An 18254-nucleotide genomic window follows, 5' to 3' on the forward strand; every position below is an offset into this window, starting at 1 on the left:
ATTACCGGATGGTTGGATGTTTTTAGTGGCCGACACGGATCAGGCGGACGTCGCAGCTGTTCATCGGAAAGGGCGATTGGAGACGTTCCCCGGTTAGTAGATCAATGAGGGGCGGCTTCTCGCCGTCAATTTCAACCATGACGTTTTTCACTCCGTGTGCCGAGTTGTTCAAAATGAGATGCAGACTTCCCGAAGCCGGATCCACAACTGATTGCATCAAGACTCCGTAGGCATCTTTTCCCGCGGGGTTTTTGAAAGTCACTTGAAATGCTTCTTTCCAGGTATACGGCGCGAGAACCTTCCGGAAGTCATCCGCCATTTCGAAAACATCCGGCTTTAGGGTAAGCCCGATGTGATCCAGCTCCGGAGACTTGCGTGGAAAACCGTGCTCGTTCCTGAGGAAGCTACGGCCCGGATCCAGGACCACGATGCGACCACCCTTTTTCTGGAAGGACTGGAGTGCTGCGAGACTGTCATCGGCAATGAATTCCGATGGTGGCACGATGACGACCTGTTTTAGCGGATCCAGAGTGGTGAGGTGGGTCGGGGTGGTCATGCCCACGGTATGGTTTAGGAGCTTCACCGCCTCATAGGAGTCTTCCAGATGGTGGGCATACTCGGCATCCTGGATCGCGGATTCTTCAAGATAGTAGAACATGAAGTTCCGCGGCTTGGCGACTGCGGCGGTGATCAGTTCAGCATACGCATTGAGCTCCTTCATGACGCGTCCGTAAGCGTCCAGTGCTACCGGCTGTGTGGCGAGCTCTCCTATCTGATCTGCCGAATGCCGGAAAGAACCGTCTGGATTTCTCCCCCACATCCAGGGCTCGATCGCGCCCATTCCGTTTGTAAACGCATGCCAAACACCCGCGCGGACATACTCACGGGAGAGGCCGAATCTACGCCAATGAACGGCGCCAAATCCGTGCCATTCGGTATCATAGAAAACCTTTTCCGGAGCCAGGGATTTATTGAAATCGAGGAATAGCGTTTGGCTGATCCATTCGTAGGCATAGCGCTTTTTCCAGGAAGTTCTGGCCTTCATGCCACCTTCGAGTTCCGCATAAACTTCGGCATCGAAGGGGCGGACCCGCAAATCACCTCCAGTTACATCCTGGAGATTGACCAAGTATTCGATGTCAATCCCCTGGTCTCTGGCATGATCACTGAAATGATGCCCGAGCACCTTGATCGTCACAGGCTCTTTGCGCCCGCCGTCGAAGGACTGAATCGAGTTCTTGAGATGGGTGAACCAGTCGTTGACGCGGTCCATGTTGAAGCGACACCAGTCATACCAAACGGGTTTTCCGCGGAGTTCCTGGGAGATAGGGAAGGGCATTGGAACTACCGGAAAGCTCGCATAGGTTGTGCCATGGGTGGCATTGAGCCGTTCGATCGTTCCATACTTTGTTTTCAGCCAGCGCCGATACCGATCCAGCGTATTCTGGGATAGGCCATTTTTGACCAGCCAACCCTTTTGAGCTGTCGCGAAATGGGGTTCATTTGCGATCATATAGACCATCGGCTTTTCTCCGAATGCCTTTGCCATTGGTGGAATATACTGCCGGCAGAGATCGACCTGCCACTGCCTGATCTGCGGATCATCGATATCATATTGGGTGAACATCCTCCCGCCCTGCAGTAGCTCCGGGTGTTCCTCTTCCAGCCAGGAAGGAGCATTATGTGACCAGAAAAACTTCAGGGGCATAAAGTTGTTTTTGCTCTGGATGTGGGCGGAATCGGCACGGGATTTTACTGTCCATGGATTGATCTTTCCCTCGGCGTCCAGAAAGCTCAGATCCATATAGGTGTGTCCCATGCGTCCGAAAGCTTCGGCCATTCCGGCATTTTCGGTTGGGAGCCAGAAAAGTGTGTAGGGAAACACCTGGCGGCCATCCAGCTCGTAGGAATAAGGAGCCAGCTTTAGGCTGCCCTTTGAGAAGTCCGGCGTGGCAGGGAGAGTGAGCCGTTTCTCCATTTGTGCACTCAGTTCCCGGGCGGCGAAATCAGCGACTTTCAAACAGTCCCGGAGTTCGTGATAGGCTACCCGCTCCGTGTGGATGGGATCGATTTTGTCGTAGTAATAGAAGGTTTTGAAAACTTTTAAGACCTCTTCCGGATTTGAATGATCCCATTCTGCGGCGTTCTGAAATGCCTTGATGGTCTCCACAGAAACTCGTGCGTAGGTGGTGTCCACGTTTTGTTTTTCCGCTTTGTCGATGAGCGCCCCGAGTTTTTGCAAACGCTCGGTAACAGCAATTTGTAGCTTTCCGAATTCCTGTGGATTTTCATTCTGCTCAGCTCGGGCAGCAAAAAGGGATAGGGAAAAAACGATGGCTGCCACACGGGTCAATGGGTTGAGGTGAGGCCTAATAGAATGCGGGATCGAATACTTCATGAACGGGTGGGTCTGAAAGAAAGAACTAGTTAACACGGATGCATCCGTCGGGTTATTTCATTGAATAGCAGATTCAAAAAAGAATCCTGCCCCGCGAGAGCAGAACAGGATTCATGCTCGTCAGAGCACGGATGGGTTTGAAAATTGGCTTGTTATTGGGGGCGAGCGATGGATCGCTTTTCAGCGGCGACGGCGAATCATCAGTCCACAGGTGCCAAGGCCGAGCAGCGCAAGGCTACTTGGCTCTGGAACAACAAACGCCGTATCGCGCACGGTGAAATTATCCATATTGACGATAGCTTGAAGCGGAGCGTTGGAGTCGTTGTTTCCTTGGACTCATAGACTCATGTAAGTAATTGCCTCACCGGGAATCGCGGAGGATCGATTGCTCTTTTGGGAATCCATGAGCACACCATTCTGATAGATGCCGTAGGAATTGGCCGCTAGGGTGCCGCCGAGACCATCAATCGTTACCGCCGCATTGGTATTGTTGATCGCGAAATCGTAATGATTGACGGTATCCAGTGTGACGGCAAAACCAGATGCTCCGAGATCCTGCCACGCGGTCTCGGTAAGAGTGGTGGAACCTGATCGCGTCCGTAACCGGAGGCTGCCATATGTCCCGAAATCAGCTGTGTTAAAACGTGCGTCGAAGGAAAAGGTGGCAACCGCGGAAGTCAGAGAAGTGGTCAAGTTGCTATCGAAATATGGGAAGTAGTAGTTTCCATTGTCCGATCTTGAGGCAATTTTCAGATACTGCGTATCAAAGTTGCCATCCGCGGCAGCAAGATCGAAAAATCCTGAGCTGCCGGCTTCACCGAAAGGCTGTCCCGGGGCGTCTCCAGCCGTGCCGCTGTTGAAATCATTGGTATAGACAATCGCGGCGGAAGCCAAATGATTGAATGCGAGACAGCTCGTCGCTGCCAGAAGTGATAATTTTAGGGAGGTGGTTGTTTTTTTCATAATCTTAAAAAGTTTAGGGGTCGTGCAAGGGTTGGGATTTTGAAGCATTTGAAGGTTAATGAGTCTCAGGAATGCTGTCTATCGGGCAAATGACCGATGCAGATTGCGTTTCCACGCGTTCAGATAATTCCGGCGCGAAGAGCCTTGGCGACTGCTCCTGATTGGGATCTCACTTCCAGCTTCGGGTAAATGTGCTCCAAATGGGTTGCCGCAGTGCGTGGACTGATCTGAAGCTCGTTAGCGATTTCCCGGACGGTGAGGCCGAGAGATAACTGCTCAAGGACTTCGATTTCCCGCAGAGTTAAGCCAAAATCCTCGGCGGGGGTGGATTGATGAAGTTTCTGCAGGACAACCTGGGTAACGATGGGACTGAATGCCATGCATCGGAAGGAGATCGGCTGTTTGGCGGAAGAGTAAGCCCGGGAGTTGGTCGATGTCCCAGGCGGGAGTCGGGTTGCTCCGACTGCCAGGGACTGGAGCGCTTTTTTCAAATCGGAGAAACAGCTGAGGATGAGGACCGAGATGTCCGGTCTATCCAGTGCCAGTTTTCGGATTGCTTCCAGGCCTGCGGTTCCCGGCAGGCCGAGGTTCATCAGCACCAGATCTGGATGGGTTTCATTTTCGATCGCATCAATGAACTCGGAGCAAGAGGGGAAAATATGATCGCAGTGGAGCCATTCGGTCCGGCCCAACTCTGTCTGCAGGGATAGCCTGCAGGCTGCGTCTTCCTCCACGATCCACACGTTGGTTGTTGTTGTCATATCGGGTATCCCTGTTTGCTGGTTGCGATGCTTTGGCGACGGATATGGCTTAGTGTTTTAAATCAAAAGTGCCCTCGATGTATGGGCCATCGACATTTTTCCAGAGATCCATATCGCTTTGATTGTAGTGCCAGAGAGGCTTTTGGTGACTGTCCGCCCATTTTTTTACGCCACCTACGAGTTCCTCAAGACGTTCCGGATATTGCGAGCTCAGGTCATTGCTCTCCCCGATATCTTCTTCGATATTATAGAGTTTCCATGGTTTGCCTGCTTCCCGCGTGACCTTCCATTCATTGAACCGGCCGGCAGTTGCGGTTTTACCGAGCCAGTGGGACATGACTGGAATCATTTCGTTTCCGTGCGGGTTGCTTCCGTCCAAGAGGTTCTGCCAGATGTTTTTACCATCAAGATGTTTTCCCTGGGGGATTTTTCCACCGGCGAGGGCGGTGAAAGTCGGATACAAATCCAGCGCGAGAACAGGATGGGAAAACTTGGAGCCGTGAGTGATTTTCTCCGGCCAGTGGAAGAACATGGGAACGCGGTAGCCGCCCTCGGTCACACTGCGCTTTCCGCCGCGGAGTGGTCCGTTATCGGCTGTGTTTCCGGATTTGCCGCCATTATCGCTAAGAAAGACGATCAGGCTATTTTCATATTCCCCGGTAGCTTTCAGTTCATCGATCAATTCGCCAACGCCCCTGTCCACCGCATGAACCATTGCCGCATATTTTTTCCGGGCTGGATTTTTTATGGACGCATATTTCTCCAGATCATCTTCCTTTGCCTCCAAAGGCGAGTGGGGAGCGTTGTAGGAGAGGAAAAGGAAGAATGGCTTTTCCCGGAGTGAAGCTTTCCGGACAAAATCCACCGCCTCCCGTGAAAATGCGTCTGTTAGGTATTCGGTTTCCTTAGCTTCTTCACCATTGCGGATCAACGGGGAAATATTTTCTTCAATATTCTCTTTCCCTGCTGCCACGACCTTATTGTAGAGAGCCTCGTAGTGCTCCGGAAAATACTTATGCCCGCTTCCGGGTATGCCGAAAAACTCATCGAATCCGCGTTGATTCGGCAGATAGTCCGGTGCGGAACCCAAATGCCATTTGCCAAAAAGCGCGGTGGTATAACCTGCATCCTTAAGAACCTGCGCGATGAATGTTTCATCCTTGGTGATACCCATCTCCGGATGGTGCGGCGGGATATTGCATTGCGCACCGAACTTGTGAGGATAGCGACCGGTCATGATTGCCGCCCGGCTGGGACCGCAGACCGGGTGGGCGACGTAAGCGGTGGTGCAAACGATTCCCGTTTCGGCCAGCTGATCGAGCGCCGGAGTTTTGATATCCGTGCATCCGTTGAAGCCGACATCGGCATAGCCTAGATCATCCGCGAGGATGAGTATGATGTTTGGTCGGGAGGCTTCGGCCGCAGCGGATACCGGGCCAAGCGATGCGAGGAACAGGAAGGCGAGAAAAGCTTTCATTTATGCTAATACGTCTTTGATGACATGTCCGTGGACATTGGTGAGGCGGCGTTCGATGCCATTGTGATAGTAGGTCAGTCGCTCATGATCCAAGCCCATGAGATGAAGAATGGTGGCATTGAAATCGTAGACGGATGCCGGGTTTTCTTCCGCCTTCGCGCCGAATTGATCGCTCGTGCCGTAGCTGAAGCCCTTCTTCACCCCGGCTCCTGTGAGGAAACAGGTAAAGGCATCCGGATTGTGATCGCGGCCGGTTCCATTCCCCTGGAGGAAAGGCATGCGGCCGAACTCTGTGGCCCAGACAACGAGTGTGTCTTCCAGTAATCCACGCCGCTTCAGGTCGTGGATTAGCGCAGCGGTCGGCTGATCCATAATCTCCGCCTGCATGGCATGGGTTTCCTTGATGTCGGAATGAGAGTCCCAGTTGCTGATACCATTACCTCCGGAAGGATCGGAACCATTGAAGAGGTGGACTACCCGAACTCCTTTCTCGATGAGACGCCGGGCGAGTATGCAGTTTTTCGCATATTCACGCTTCAATTCAGAGCCGGTGTCCGTGCCATATTCCTTGTGGATGGATTCCGGTTCCTTGGAGAGATCCATCATATCCGGGACGGAAAGCTGCATCTGGCCTGCCAATTCGTAGCTTGCGATACGTGCCGCGAGATCCGCATCTCCGGGATACTGGTTGAGATGTTTTCCGTTGAGACGCTTTAAAAGATCCGCGGTGGATTTGTCATCGGAGGCAGTATAGCTTTTCGGACGCGCGAGATTCGCCGGAGGATTTTTTGCGTTGAAATCGGTGCCTTGGAAGGAAGCGGGAAGAAAGCCATTGCCAAAGTTGTTTTTACCCGATCTCGCCATACCCCTCGGGTCATTGATCGCCACGAAGGCAGGGAGTTCCTGGTTTTCAGATCCCAAAGCGTAGGTCACCCAAGCTCCGAATGAAGGGAAGCCTTCCATGGTGAAGCCTGTATTCATGAAATTCTCTCCCTGTGGATGGGCGCTTGTCTGCGTGTGGAGGGAGTGAAGGAAACAGAAATCGTCCGCTTGCTTGGCAAGGTGTGGAACAAGATCCGAAATCATTTTTCCAGACTGACCGCGGGGTTTGAAATCCCAGAAAGGCTTTGCGATATTTCCCGTGGGCCCTTCGAATGTCACTGCGGGGACACCAGGCGGTTTCTTTCCATGGTATTTATACAGATCCGGTTTGTAATCGAAGGTGTCGACGTGGCTCACAGCGCCGGGGCAGAAGATGACGAGAACCTTTTTTGCCTTCGATGAGAAATGACTCGGGCGGGGCAGATAAGGTTTATCCGGATTGATATCGGGACGGATCGGCGATTTTCCGCTGAAGTTCGCGGTGTCATTGGAGGCTGCGGAAAGCAGCTGTGCGAGACCGAGTCCACCTAACGAGAAGGCGGTGTTGCGCATGAAGTCACGCCGGTTGAGAAGTTGACGGCCGAATGGTGAGATATGTTCTGGGTTCATGGCAGGAATGCGAATTCGTTTGAGTTGATAAGGCTGCGGCAGACGATCGCCAGGCTGTTCGACTTTGCCGTCTGGGTGCAGGCAGCGAGTTCTTCGCTATCTGGTTTACGATTTAGTATGAGCTCGAAAGCGCGGAGCACGGCGTCTTCCAAACGGTTGTCCGCTTCCTTCATCGCACGCTCCGCGATGTATTCCGATTGGGATACCACGAAGGGGCTATTGAGCAGGTTGAGCGATTGAAGAGGAGTGGTGGAAACAGGACGTTTGTCTCTGACCTGACCACAATCCGGAAAGTCAAATGCGGTGAAAATCTGATCGTCCACCCGACGCATGCGCTCCTGATAGATCATCCTCCGCCAGGTCACCTCGCTGTAGTTATCGATGACCTCCCATTGCGAATAGGTCTTTTTGACATTGTGAATCCGGAAGCTTCGGCCACCCAATGAGGGGTCCAGCTTGCCGGAAGCGAGAAGGATTCCATCGCGGATGGCCTCCGCTTCAATGCGGTGCGGCGGATAGCGCCAGAGCAGAAGGGAGCCGGCGTCTTTGTCCAAGCCGATGCTGTTTGGAAGGCTGGAACGACGGAATGCCTTCGACATCACGATCAAACGGATCATGGATTTCGTGGACCATTCAGAGATATTTTCCTGCTCCGGATGGACGAACTCAGCTGCCAGCCAATCTAGAAGTTCGGGGTGGCTGGGTGGAGAACCCGCAAGGCCGAAATCACTGCCGGTCGCTACGATGCCTGTGCCGAAAATATGATGCCATATCCGGTTTACCATCACTCTGGCGGTGAGCGGATTCTCCGGAGCAGTGAGCCAGTTTGCAAACGCCATACGGCGTTGCGGATCGGGGGTCTCGGAGTTCAGTCCAAGAGAACCATCAATCACCTCGATCCCTGCCGGAGGGACTTCATCGCGAGGGTTTTCAGGACTTCCACGGTGGAAGACGTAGGTGGGGCCCGGTTGCTCCTCGAACTTGCCGATGAAGCTGTGCCGTGGTCCTTCCTCCGCGAGGATCGTCATATACTCGTGCAAGCGCTCCGAGGCATCCTTCAGCGCGGGATCGGATTTCAACTGTTTTGAAGATTTCCTGGAATCTGCGATTTCCTCCCAGCTTCCGTCCTGCCGCAGGGCGAGGATTCTGTAATCCGGGAACTGTTCGTTCTTGTTCATATCCAGATAATCCGTCTCAAAGTAATACTCGCGATTGCGGCTGAAGCGAAAGCGTTCGACGAGCTGGGTGGATGGGAAATCGATTTCCACCCACGGCATTTCCTTGCTTCCCTTGGGAGCTCTTGATTTCCAAACCATCGTGCCGTATTTTCCGTCGTTGGCCTTTTCGACTTTGCTGCCCTCATCTGCCATCTCCGGGGCATCTGTCAATGTGGTGCCAAGACTTGAGCTTGCGAGGTTCTTGTTGCGATCCTCCGGACCGAATACCTCCAGTTCGTCGATGAAAATGTTGGGTTTGCTGAACTCGATGCGAAGCTTCCGCGTGTTTGTTGCGGGGAACGTCATATCGATGTGGCCGCCCCAGTTTTCCTGCCAGTAATCCATGGATTCCGCCAGCTTCCTGCGCTCTTGACCCATTTTCGGATAGATCTCCATCGCGCGTTTCTTCCGCGGATGATCATCGGCGAGTTCGGGATAACGGCCGGCAAATTCCACGCCTTGGAAGATGGCGCTCATGGAGTAGTAATCCTGGATGGAGACCGGATCGAACTTGTGGTTGTGGCAGCGTGCGCAGCTGACTGTGACTCCCAGCATGGAGGCTCCCACAGTGGAAATGATTTCATCAAGACGATCCGCGCGTGCCTGGCGGATGGCCGTTGGCTCGCGGCCGACTGTGGCTGCCGGGACATGGGGACCTGCCACTAGAAATCCAGTAGCTTCACCTGCTCCGAGCTGATCCCCGGCAAGTTGCTCGGTAATGAATTGATCATAGGGAAGGTCCTCATTGAAGGCCCGGATCACATAGTCACGGTATGTCCAGGCTCCCTTGCGATAGAGGTTTGCCTCGGAGCCGTTGGTTTCAGACCAGCGGATTACATCGAGCCAGTGTTGGGCCCAGCGCTCGCCGAAGTGCGGAGAGTCCAGAAGTTTATCGACCAATTCAGCGTAAGCTTTCTCGGGGTCGGCTGCATACTCTTCCGAGAAACTACTAACTTGATCGTAGGTTGGGGGAAGTCCTGTAAGGATGATGGAAGCGCGCCGGATCAGCGAGTTCGGATCCGCTGCTTCATTGGGGGTGATGCCGGCTTTCCTGAGAGATTCGTCAAGGAAGGCATCGATCGGATTGCTTTCGGAACTCTCCGGGACATCCGGGCGGACGACTGGCTGAAACGACCAGTGGTCTGTGGTTGTTTCCGCTACCTGATCCATTTGGCCTGGCCATTCCGCACCTTCCTCGATCCATTTTTCGATCAGTGAAATCTGCTCGGAGCTGAGCGGATCGCCCTTTGGTGGCATGATCATATCCGGATCCTGGCCGCTGATGATCTCCATGAGGTAGCTGGCTTTCGGATCGCCCGGCACGATGGTCGGTAGCCCGGAATCGCCACCTTTCAGCATGATGCCCCGTTGGTCCAGGCGGAGGCCGGCTTTTTCTTTATCCGGGCCATGGCAGTCGATGCAATTGTCGATCAGAATGGGATTGATGTCTTTTTCAAAGTCGATTGCAGCGGACAGTGGCAGGGTTAGTGCCAGTAGAAGAAGATGTCTGATAGGTTTCATAATAAAAATGGGTTGGCGGCGCTTCAGCGTTTATGCGCGGAGCTATGGCGATAAATTTCTGCGATTTCCGAATTTGAAAGGGCTGCATTGAAGATGGCCATTTCGTCGAGGCAGCCATTGAGATTGCGGATGGCAAAAGCCGGATCTTTCCGGAACGGATCTCCCCAGTTTCCAATTTCCGCATTTCCGATATGAAGTTTTTTAGAAACGAAGGTATCCGGTATCTCCTGCGTGGAGATTTCCTCCCCGTTCAAATAATGTTTTACGAGGCGTGCCGTAGGATCGTAAACGGAGGCGAGGTGAAGCCACTCACCGCTCATGGATGGTTCCCAGATCTTCGGAGAAAAGTAGACTTTGTGCCTGCCTGCGGAATCGATTTTATAAATGCTAGGTTTGCTGGTATCCACCATGATGGAGAGCATCAAGGTGCCGTCATCCCGGATCTGCCAGTGTGGCTCCCCGTTTTCATAGCCGTCTCCCATGAAGAGTGCGTTGTAGCGTCTATCCAGACTGTCGATGCGGACCCAGGCGGCAAATGTGAAGGCCTGGAATGTGCCGGGAAGGTTCACTCTGACGCGGGAGCCAGGATGCCGGAATTCCAGGGCTGATTGTCTTTTCCCCCAACGCCCGGCGACCGTATCGGCGAGGACAATGGAGCCATCCCTGTCTGCGTTCCGGGGCAAGTGGATATCCTCGGCAATGCGCGAGCTCATTGACTTGTCGAAAGTGTAGTAGGCGATGAGGCGTTCGTCCTTGGCTAGGTTTTCCCGATGTCTCAACCAGTTTTCCCACGCGTCACGTTCTTGCTCCAGAGCTTTTGTTTTATACTCACCGGCATCCGGATAGGTGAATTTCCCGAGCTCGACAGATGTAGGAGAGCCTGCTTCCGGCAGCATCAGAGCTTTGCCCTGGGTGACAAGTTGCTGGGCTTCGTTCTGATGGCGGATGGATATTTCTCCGTCGAAAACTTCGATATGACCTTTTCCATTTTGGACGGAGAGGCCGAACTCCGTGCCGAGATCCACGATTTCTGTGGATGGTGCGTGGAGTTTGAAGCCCCGAGCTGCCGGAGGAACATGCATCCGGACCAGCCCGCTGTGACACGAGGCTTCCCAAGCGGAGGTTAATACGATTTCGGCAGGGCCCTGCACGGTCATATTTGCACCTGAGAAAAATTGGATTTCAGCGGTTCCGGATTCGATCCGGAATGCCTCGGCACCAAGGGTATCACCTTCCCGATAGGATGCTGCCTCATCTTTCCAAGTGATATCGTAAAGGCTATTGATGACGGCAAAACCTTGGGCGGATGCCGGCTCACGCAGCTCATCCGTGGACGTGACCACCGGAATATCCGCGTGATTTTTCCATGCCATGATTGCGGTGCCCAGGACAAAGGCGAGTGCGGCGGCGGCTGCGAGTGGAACAAAGGAAAAGATTTTCCCAGCAGGGCTACGGCTTGTTTCCGGAGCTGACCACTCCAGGGCGGTAACCTTGCCGGCCAAGTCGTTGAGCGAGTTATCCAGGGAAAGATAACGACGCGAAATTTTCCGGAACGCGGGTTTTTCCAAAAGCCGCTTTTCGAATTTTTCGAATTCGGCAGGAGTAATGGTGCCGTCCAGATAAGCGTCCAGCCACTCTTGCTCTTCTGATGTAAGTTGTTTGAATTTCAGAGGGATCATGCGTTGGCGCTTGGGTGTGAAATTTTCGATTCGATGCAGCTTTGCAGTTGATGGCGAAGTCTCTTGAGCTTCATGTAGAAAGCTGCGGCACTGCTCCCCGCCTGATCCGCCATTTCCTTGATGGTGATGCCCGGAGTGTAGGCTAGCGTGACAAACTGACGTTGTTTTTCAGGCATGGCGGCGAGACATTCTTCCAATGCGGAATGCTCTTCCTGACGCTGGGAAATCTCCTCTGAGCCTTCATCAGCCATCAACTCAAGTAGCTCCTCGCGGAAGACTAGACGGTCGCGCCCCATCTTGCGCCTGTAGGAAAGGGCTTCGAACCTCGCGATAACGCAGGCCCACTTGATGAAGCTTGTTTCAAGATCATATTGGTCGAACTTCCGCCAGGTGATGATCGCGGTCTGCTGCAATACCTCATCGGTGTCTGTCCAGGTCGGCAAAAGCGAGCGGATGAAACGACGCAGATCCGGCTCGCACTGGGTAAAGCGCTGGATAAAGGCCTCGTAGCGAAGGTCTTCGGATTCTGAATCTGTGGCGGGGTTTTGCATGGGTATTCACCTTATCACTGCCATGCTGCCAAAAAACTAACGCGATTGGGCAAAAAAAAAAACACCGCCGCTCCATGACAGGGAGCGAGCGGTGCAGTGTTCACTCGATAAAATGAGTGATTTTATACCATGGGGAAGAATTATTCTGTATCGCCAAGGATGCGAACGCGTGCGAAATCCTTGGTTTGGCCATCCTCCGGGGTGGGGAAGGGCACGCTCACCACTTGGTGGGTGCCATCGTCCGCCAGAACCTGCGGAGTGGCGGGGCTAGGACTCCAGTCGGCTTCGAGCCTGCTGTTGAATTCCGGGATATAGGTGATTCCAGCAGTCGCATAATCCGAACGACGGATGAACCGGAATTCGAATGCCTCTCCGGCGGGTGAGATAAGCGGTTGTCCATTTTGAATGGTGTTATCCCTATAGCTAAGCGGAGCGAGACCGGGCAAGCCCATCCCGCTATCGGGAGTGGGATTGGTGCCGAATGCGTATTCGAGCAGATTTACTAGACCGTCCGAGTCAAAATCCGCCAGATCCGCGGTGTCGCCATCGCCCAGCGGGGAGCCAAAGTTTGCTTTCCGCCATTTTTCGATAGCTGTCCGTCCGACGACTTCGAGAGAGGCAAGCGGATCCTGGAAGCGGATGGTGATGATTTCCGTCCCATCGGGCGTGCCGGGAATACGGCCATTGCCACCTGGATAATTGTTATCCAACCCGACAAGAACGGTGTGATCGTCAACGACGGTGAGCGATTCCACGGACTGCAGCGGATAGGTGAAACGGTCTGCCGGAGTGCCGTATGGGAGCGGTCCCCCGATGTCCAGTGGATCTGGAATATCCAGAAGATCCACTACTTCCCGTTTCAAAAGAATCCCGTCCGGACCGACTTCGTGCAGATCAATCAGATAAAGTTTTTTCTGGATCGCTGGTGGGTTGGGGTTTCCGAATCCCACGGGTCCCTGACCGTCATCCCGCTCAATGAGGAGGTAGACGCTTCCGGCGATGTTGGTCATATCGCCGAGGACGAAGGTGTTGGAAGTGTTGTTAGTATTGCCGGTGATCGGGTCAGAGCTATCTTTCTTATATTTGTAACTTAGTCCGGTGTATTGGCGGGCGATGGGATCGAACTCGAAAATTTCGATCATTCGCTTGTCAGGCTCCGAGTTGATGGAGGACTCCGTGGAAACATAGATCTTGCTGCCATCGGCATTGCGTGCGATCGCCTCGAAGCCACGGGAAGAAGGTAGGTTGGCGGGATTTTGCTGAGTGTTTGCCACGTTTTGCGGGGCGCGCAGAAAAGGATGGGGGATGGGTGCCTCCATCAGCTCTCCCTGGGCGTTGAAATGCAATAGGTAGGGGCCGAATTCTTCGCCCACCCAGAAGGTGCCGTCATCGAGGCGGGTGACGGATTCCACATCGAAGTCCGCACCGGTGAGCAGCTTTCCATTTTTGATATCCGGGTCTACATCGATCTGTTTGGAGGACGACGGGTAATATTTTTCCCGTGTGTAGACCGGGCCTCCGGAGATGAATGAGCTACTGAGCAAGCCGTTTGGATCGCTGAAGGGAATAAAGGAATTTACTGCCACAGGCCCGTTGCCGGTCGTCCCGTCACCCGTGTTTTTAAAGTCCGGAGTGATGAGGTAAAGGCCGATGATGAAGTCCGCACTATTGCCCTGGGAGCCGTATCCATTGTCTGGAAGGGCGAAAAATTCTCCGGGAGAACTTGCCGGAATGATACCGGAAAATCCTGGAATAGGCTGTCCGGTGAAAGGCGTGGATACTCCATTCCCTCCACCAGTGAATTGGCCGCTTACCGGTCCCGGTTGGCGGAAATCGGATGGAATCTCCGCCCAGCCCGAGAGTGTTGCCGGATTAGCGGGAGCATCCGCAAACAACGGGACAATCCCCAGTGAAGAGAGTGCACCAATTTTTGTGAGCAATTTCCACAAGCCAAATGCCGCGGTTCGAGTTCGTATTCGATTCATTAAATTTAGAAGGTTATTTATGGTTTTATGTCTGTAATTTAGACGATTACATTGCTGGTTCATTGCCTCCTAAATGACAATCTGCTCAGGGTGCCAAAATGGTCACTCGTTAGGTTTTTGATTTCTTTGGATTCATATTTCCATCACAGCAGCTGGGGGGATGTTCTGCGGCGATTCGTCCACTACCCCGCTAAAAAAAGACTCCGCGGGAGCATGTCCCGGGGAGTCCAAATTGTTTAGCGTGGAGATATTGTGCGGATTATTTCTCCAACACGGTTGAGAGGTATTTAACCGTTTCGTGGGCGATAAGATTGTAGCCTGTGGAATTCGGGTGGCGATCGCTATACCAGCCCTTGTATTGACCGAAAAGCGGATCCAGCGACAAATCATTTACCCGCACCACATTTTCATCCGGCCTGCCGCCCCAGCCTTTCCTGAAGTGGGTGTATGGCTTGAGCCATGAATGGTATTTTTCCGGGATAGCGGAGAGAGAACACTGGCGGACATTGAGCGTGTTTTCTCCATTCTCCAAAAGAAATCGATGGTAAGGAGTGTAGAGATCGAAGAGATCCAATTTTTCCGAAACGGCGATCTTTTTGATGAGATCGTTCACCTGAGCACATTCCTCATCCGGCATAAAACGGCAGATGGTGCTCAAGATGATTTTGGCTTTCGGGTGATCTTTCCGAAGGCTTTCGATCAGAACTTTCATCTGCGCTGGAAAATCGGATTCAAGATTTTCACACCGGAACCAGTCGTTGATGCCAAGGCGAACGAAGATGAGATCGACGTCTGGAATACCTGCGATTTCGTCCCGATACCATCCACTTTCCATGATTCGCCTGGCGGTTTCTCCGCCTTTGCCGCTATTAATGACTTCCAGCTCCGGGAGCCCCTCCACGGCGGCGAGCTGTTCAATCATTTGCTCAAGATGGGGGCCCTCCGGATTGATCTGGCGCGGGGTGTTGCCGATGGTTGTGCTGTCACCCACCAACACTATTTTCACGGGGTCCGACTCTTCTGCCCTCAACGTGGTAAGGATACATCCAAGCGCGAGCCAGACGACGAGGGATTTGATCGATTTCATCATATTACGTCTTTTGATGGGGGAGCTCTGCGGCGTCCACAATTAGTTTTTGGGTAATTGAACCTTTTTCCTGAAAGATTCGGTAGGATAGCCGGCGCTTTCCACTAGAACGGTGATCTCCGGGCTGGTTCCCTTTTTCAGGGGCTTTCCGCAGACGATGCGGACGATGGATTTCTCAAACGGTTCAAGCGTGCGCACGGATCCCGTGCCGATCGTCCGGTCTCCGGATAACAGACGCACGGTGGATGCCTTGGAAGCGATCTCACCGAAATTTTGGATTTCGACGTAGGCTACGGTGCCATCTGGGGTGAACTCGAACTTGGGAGAAAGCGGCGAGAGCAGGGGCACCTGAGCCTTGGTTCCAGGGAGGGCGGCCCAGCCAAAAAGAAGTTTTCCATCAGTGGATTTTCCCAGGAGCTTTCCGGCGAAATTTTCCTTGGTAATTCCGGTATCCTTTCCGGAAAATGTCAGAATGAGATCCGAGCCTACTTTCTCCGAGCTTATGAGCTTGCTGCCGCGGCCGTAATTTACTTCTTCCGATGCACCGAAACGGAGTGAGTCCAGATCGATGTCACGCTGTGGATCGAAGCCGGCCTCCGCACTAATGTTCACGCGGATTGCTTCCGTCTTTTCCGTGAGTCTTTGTTTATTGAGAACAGTGCACAAGCGGGGCACCGTCATCGGGATCACAATAAGCTTGGAGTTGTGGATGTCATTGGGCTGATCGAGTTTTTTCTCCGTATCAATGACGGCGAAATGGGCATGGGTAGGCCGGCCGTGATCGTCCTGCAGAAAGCGTAGACGCTCGAATTTATACCATTCAGATCTGGTTCCGTCCTCATAACGGGCGATGCCGGGAACATAGGCCTCACCTGGTTCCGATTTCCAATGAAAGCCGTCCTTCGAACGTAAGTGGTAGGCGATCCGCCCCTTCCAATCGTTCACAATGATGTGATACTGGATGTCGTCTTTCCACATGACAGGATCCTCGAAAATACCTTCGACCTTCGGGTAAACCGATTCCGAACTGACCTCAGACCAATCTTCTCCGCCGTCTTTGCTGGCCCAGATGTAGCCTCTCCTGGAGACCGCGATAAACGAGCCGTCATCTCGCGGGGCGAAGGAAAAATTTACATAATTTTTGAAAGCGTAACGCTCGCGCTTATCGAAGTTATAGGTGCCGGCTGTCCACGGCCCTGTCAGGCTTTTCGAGCTATAGAAGCGCCCGTGGGTGGAGTAGATCATATAATCTCCCTTGCGCGTGCGGTAGAGCTCCGGGTTATGGCCGGGACCGATTGTATCCTTGTAGGTATAAGGGCCCATGGGATCGTCCGCTTCCGCGTGGACAATGATGGAATCAAAGTATCCAAAGTGGCCGCGGGGCTCGTCCTCCGGCCAGCGGGAGCTATACAAGTGGTATTTTCCATCTTCTCCGAGAGTCGGATCACCACACCAGTAGGACCAGGCAGGATCTTCGATGCCATTGGAGATGTCCCGCGGTTTCACATTGTCGCCGCCCCAGGTGTCGGCTGTGAGCTCGTCTCTGACAGGCATGGGAAGAAAAAGATCTTTGAACTGTCCGCCCTGCACCAGATTTTTCCATTCGGGAGGACGCGGGCGCTCTGTATCATTCGCATTCGCCAAGGGAAGGAAGGCGGCAAAGGAAAATGCGAGAGTGAGAAAAATAGATTCGGAGGATTTCATAAGATCGTGATTCGCTTGCACCGATGGGATGTGCGGTAGGGCCAAGGTGGATAGAATACGTTATAGGAGGAACGGTTTTATGTATAATTATCCGCATATATTATACGTGGATTCCTTGGTCAGAGGCTCTGATCCCGTCTTGGAGATTGCGTGCACCTCAGCAAAATCGTAGGGATGGATCATGATAAAATCTCAACTTGGCGCTCTGATGCCATCGGTGCGTTTCGCTGCGGCTATCTCTGTGGTTTCGGCAGGCTTTTTTTTGGGGCTCGGGGCAACGGCTGGAGCTCAGGATATGAAAAATAGGGCGGAGCCGGTTGGCTCAGCGGCTACCAGCGGTAATACGGTGACGGTCATCGCCCATGAGAAAGATGGTAGACATTTTGTTTTCGCGGGTGGTGACGGAGGTCGTCTGAATTCCTTTTCCCTAAGTGGAGAGGGGAAGCTTCTTCCGCTGGAAACGCTGGACCTGTGGAAGGGTAAAGGACCATCCCGGGGACTTGTGGCCGCAGTAATTGAAGGGAACGATTACCTTTTTCTGGGAAACAAGGGGGGGAACGCCATTGAGGTTTTTCGCATTGGCGGAGACGGCGGATTGGAGCGCGTTTCCGTGACGCATGATACGGACTCGACGTTTCTGGGGAGTGTTATCACCTTGCAGGTGGTTCATTTCGATACGGGGTCATACCTTTTCGCCGGGGGCTTGGAGGAGACACCGGGAGTTTCGAGTTTCAGAATATCATCCGATGGTCAGCTGCATCATGTGCAGTCTATGAAGGACACGGATGAGATGTTTACCGATGGGATCATAGGGATGTCCACCCAGAGAGTCGGCGGAGCCACCTATGTTTTTGTAGATGGATTCCACGACAATGGCATCAGTTCGTTCCGGGTGACGGACGACGGAAAATTTACCAATGTGTCCAATATCGGAGATGACGGGGAACTTTTTCTCAACGGAGCTTATCCGCTTACCTCGGTGAAGCTGGGGGATGAGACTTATGTTGTCGTCGGTCACCGCCACCACAGCTACTACAAGCGCAAAGGTTTTATCAAAGAGGAAAACCCACATTACCATGGGGATGGTGTTAGCGTTTTCAAAGTTGATCGGGAGGGGAAACTGGTGCCCCACATGGCGCTGCGGGATGACGATAGCTTGCGGCTAAAAGGCCAGACGCGCATCGAGCTCATGAAGCTGGATGAAGGCCGGGCGCTCGTCGCGGTGGCATCGCGTGAAGAACAGGCCATCCAGCTCTGCGAGCTTGGTGCAGATGGCGTGTTGAAACCCGGTAAAATTATTGAGACGGGTTTCGAAATCTACAATGGCATGACCTCTGTGGAAATAGGCGGGACCCGTTTCCTTTTGGCGGGGCCTTTGAAGGGCAAAGGATTGTATTCCTACGCCTTCGATTAACCCGTG

Annotated in this window: 13 protein-coding genes; 2 read left to right on the top strand and 11 right to left on the bottom strand. The window is 53.1% G+C overall.

Features of this window, described 5'->3' with window-relative positions; genetic code table 11:
- Positions 1–22: 22 nt before the first annotated feature.
- Positions 23–2344, bottom strand: coding sequence for a beta-galactosidase (locus tag ACFSSA_RS08975; RefSeq protein WP_386820100.1), 2322 nt, complete (start codon positions 2342–2344; stop codon positions 23–25).
- A gap of 222 nt (positions 2345–2566) precedes the next feature.
- Here ACFSSA_RS08975 and ACFSSA_RS15810 point away from each other — a divergent pair, with 222 nt between their 5' ends.
- Positions 2567–2740, top strand: a complete 174-nt coding sequence (locus ACFSSA_RS15810) for a hypothetical protein (RefSeq protein ID WP_465262944.1) — start codon at positions 2567–2569, stop codon at positions 2738–2740.
- Here the strand turns inward: ACFSSA_RS15810 and ACFSSA_RS08985 are convergent.
- The 10 genes from ACFSSA_RS08985 to ACFSSA_RS09030 all read right to left on the bottom strand — a co-directional run bounded on the left by ACFSSA_RS08985 (position 2735) and on the right by ACFSSA_RS09030 (position 16834).
- The gene (locus ACFSSA_RS08985; protein WP_386820102.1) at positions 2735–3361 is read right to left on the bottom strand and encodes a hypothetical protein; all 627 of its coding nucleotides are present in this window, start codon (positions 3359–3361) and stop codon (positions 2735–2737) included. The two genes, ACFSSA_RS15810 and ACFSSA_RS08985, sit on opposite strands and share 6 nt — an antisense overlap.
- Before the next feature lie 119 nt (positions 3362–3480).
- On the bottom strand, positions 3481–4122 hold the full coding sequence (locus tag ACFSSA_RS08990; RefSeq protein ID WP_386820103.1) for a response regulator transcription factor: 642 nt from the start codon (positions 4120–4122) through the stop codon (positions 3481–3483).
- 49 nt (positions 4123–4171) lie between these two features.
- Positions 4172–5599: a sulfatase-like hydrolase/transferase gene (locus ACFSSA_RS08995; protein WP_386820104.1), complete on the bottom strand. Its 1428-nt coding sequence runs from the start codon at positions 5597–5599 to the stop codon at positions 4172–4174.
- Complete coding sequence (locus ACFSSA_RS09000; RefSeq protein WP_386820105.1) at positions 5600–7090, bottom strand: DUF1501 domain-containing protein; 1491 nt, start codon at positions 7088–7090, stop codon at positions 5600–5602.
- A complete protein-coding gene (locus ACFSSA_RS09005) occupies positions 7087–9828 on the bottom strand; it encodes a PSD1 and planctomycete cytochrome C domain-containing protein (protein ID WP_386820106.1) in 2742 nt (913 codons plus the stop codon). The genes ACFSSA_RS09000 and ACFSSA_RS09005 overlap by 4 nt, the downstream gene beginning before the upstream one ends.
- A 23-nt stretch (positions 9829–9851) precedes the next feature.
- The gene (locus ACFSSA_RS09010) at positions 9852–11507 is read right to left on the bottom strand and encodes a LamG-like jellyroll fold domain-containing protein (protein ID WP_386820107.1); all 1656 of its coding nucleotides are present in this window, start codon (positions 11505–11507) and stop codon (positions 9852–9854) included.
- Positions 11504–12058 (bottom strand): sigma-70 family RNA polymerase sigma factor, encoded by a 555-nt coding sequence (locus ACFSSA_RS09015; protein ID WP_386820108.1) that lies wholly within the window; start codon positions 12056–12058, stop codon positions 11504–11506. Before ACFSSA_RS09015 ends, ACFSSA_RS09010 begins: the two co-directional genes overlap by 4 nt.
- Positions 12059–12198: 140 nt before the next feature.
- Positions 12199–14043: an esterase-like activity of phytase family protein gene (locus ACFSSA_RS09020; protein ID WP_386820109.1), complete on the bottom strand. Its 1845-nt coding sequence runs from the start codon at positions 14041–14043 to the stop codon at positions 12199–12201.
- 259 nt (positions 14044–14302) lie between these two features.
- On the bottom strand, positions 14303–15133 hold the full coding sequence (locus tag ACFSSA_RS09025) for an SGNH/GDSL hydrolase family protein (protein ID WP_386820110.1): 831 nt from the start codon (positions 15131–15133) through the stop codon (positions 14303–14305).
- A 39-nt stretch (positions 15134–15172) separates the two neighbouring features.
- Positions 15173–16834 (bottom strand): glycoside hydrolase family protein, encoded by a 1662-nt coding sequence (locus ACFSSA_RS09030; protein WP_386820111.1) that lies wholly within the window; start codon positions 16832–16834, stop codon positions 15173–15175.
- 181 nt (positions 16835–17015) lie between these two features.
- Between ACFSSA_RS09030 and ACFSSA_RS09035 the strand changes: the two genes are divergently transcribed.
- Complete coding sequence (locus ACFSSA_RS09035) at positions 17016–18248, top strand: stress protein (RefSeq protein ID WP_386820112.1); 1233 nt, start codon at positions 17016–17018, stop codon at positions 18246–18248.
- Positions 18249–18254 lie beyond the last annotated feature (6 nt).

The organism is Luteolibacter algae (genome assembly GCF_042683045.1).
Taxonomy (GTDB): Bacteria; Verrucomicrobiota; Verrucomicrobiia; order Verrucomicrobiales; family Akkermansiaceae; genus Luteolibacter; species Luteolibacter algae.

Excerpts from the sequence above, each read along its gene's own strand:
- ACFSSA_RS15810 (WP_465262944.1), top strand. The coding sequence starts at position 2,567 with ATGGATCGCTTTTCAGCGGCGACGGCGAATCATCAGTCCACAGGTGCC.
- ACFSSA_RS08985 (WP_386820102.1), bottom strand. The coding sequence starts at position 3,361 with ATGAAAAAAACAACCACCTCCCTAAAATTATCACTTCTGGCAGCGACG.
- ACFSSA_RS08990 (WP_386820103.1), bottom strand. The coding sequence starts at position 4,122 with ATGACAACAACAACCAACGTGTGGATCGTGGAGGAAGACGCAGCCTGC.
- ACFSSA_RS08995 (WP_386820104.1), bottom strand. The coding sequence starts at position 5,599 with ATGAAAGCTTTTCTCGCCTTCCTGTTCCTCGCATCGCTTGGCCCGGTA.
- ACFSSA_RS09000 (WP_386820105.1), bottom strand. The coding sequence starts at position 7,090 with ATGAACCCAGAACATATCTCACCATTCGGCCGTCAACTTCTCAACCGG.
- ACFSSA_RS09005 (WP_386820106.1), bottom strand. The coding sequence starts at position 9,828 with ATGAAACCTATCAGACATCTTCTTCTACTGGCACTAACCCTGCCACTG.
- ACFSSA_RS09010 (WP_386820107.1), bottom strand. The coding sequence starts at position 11,507 with ATGATCCCTCTGAAATTCAAACAACTTACATCAGAAGAGCAAGAGTGG.
- ACFSSA_RS09015 (WP_386820108.1), bottom strand. The coding sequence starts at position 12,058 with ATGCAAAACCCCGCCACAGATTCAGAATCCGAAGACCTTCGCTACGAG.
- ACFSSA_RS09020 (WP_386820109.1), bottom strand. The coding sequence starts at position 14,043 with ATGAATCGAATACGAACTCGAACCGCGGCATTTGGCTTGTGGAAATTG.
- ACFSSA_RS09025 (WP_386820110.1), bottom strand. The coding sequence starts at position 15,133 with ATGATGAAATCGATCAAATCCCTCGTCGTCTGGCTCGCGCTTGGATGT.
- ACFSSA_RS09030 (WP_386820111.1), bottom strand. The coding sequence starts at position 16,834 with ATGAAATCCTCCGAATCTATTTTTCTCACTCTCGCATTTTCCTTTGCC.
- ACFSSA_RS09035 (WP_386820112.1), top strand. The coding sequence starts at position 17,016 with ATGATAAAATCTCAACTTGGCGCTCTGATGCCATCGGTGCGTTTCGCT.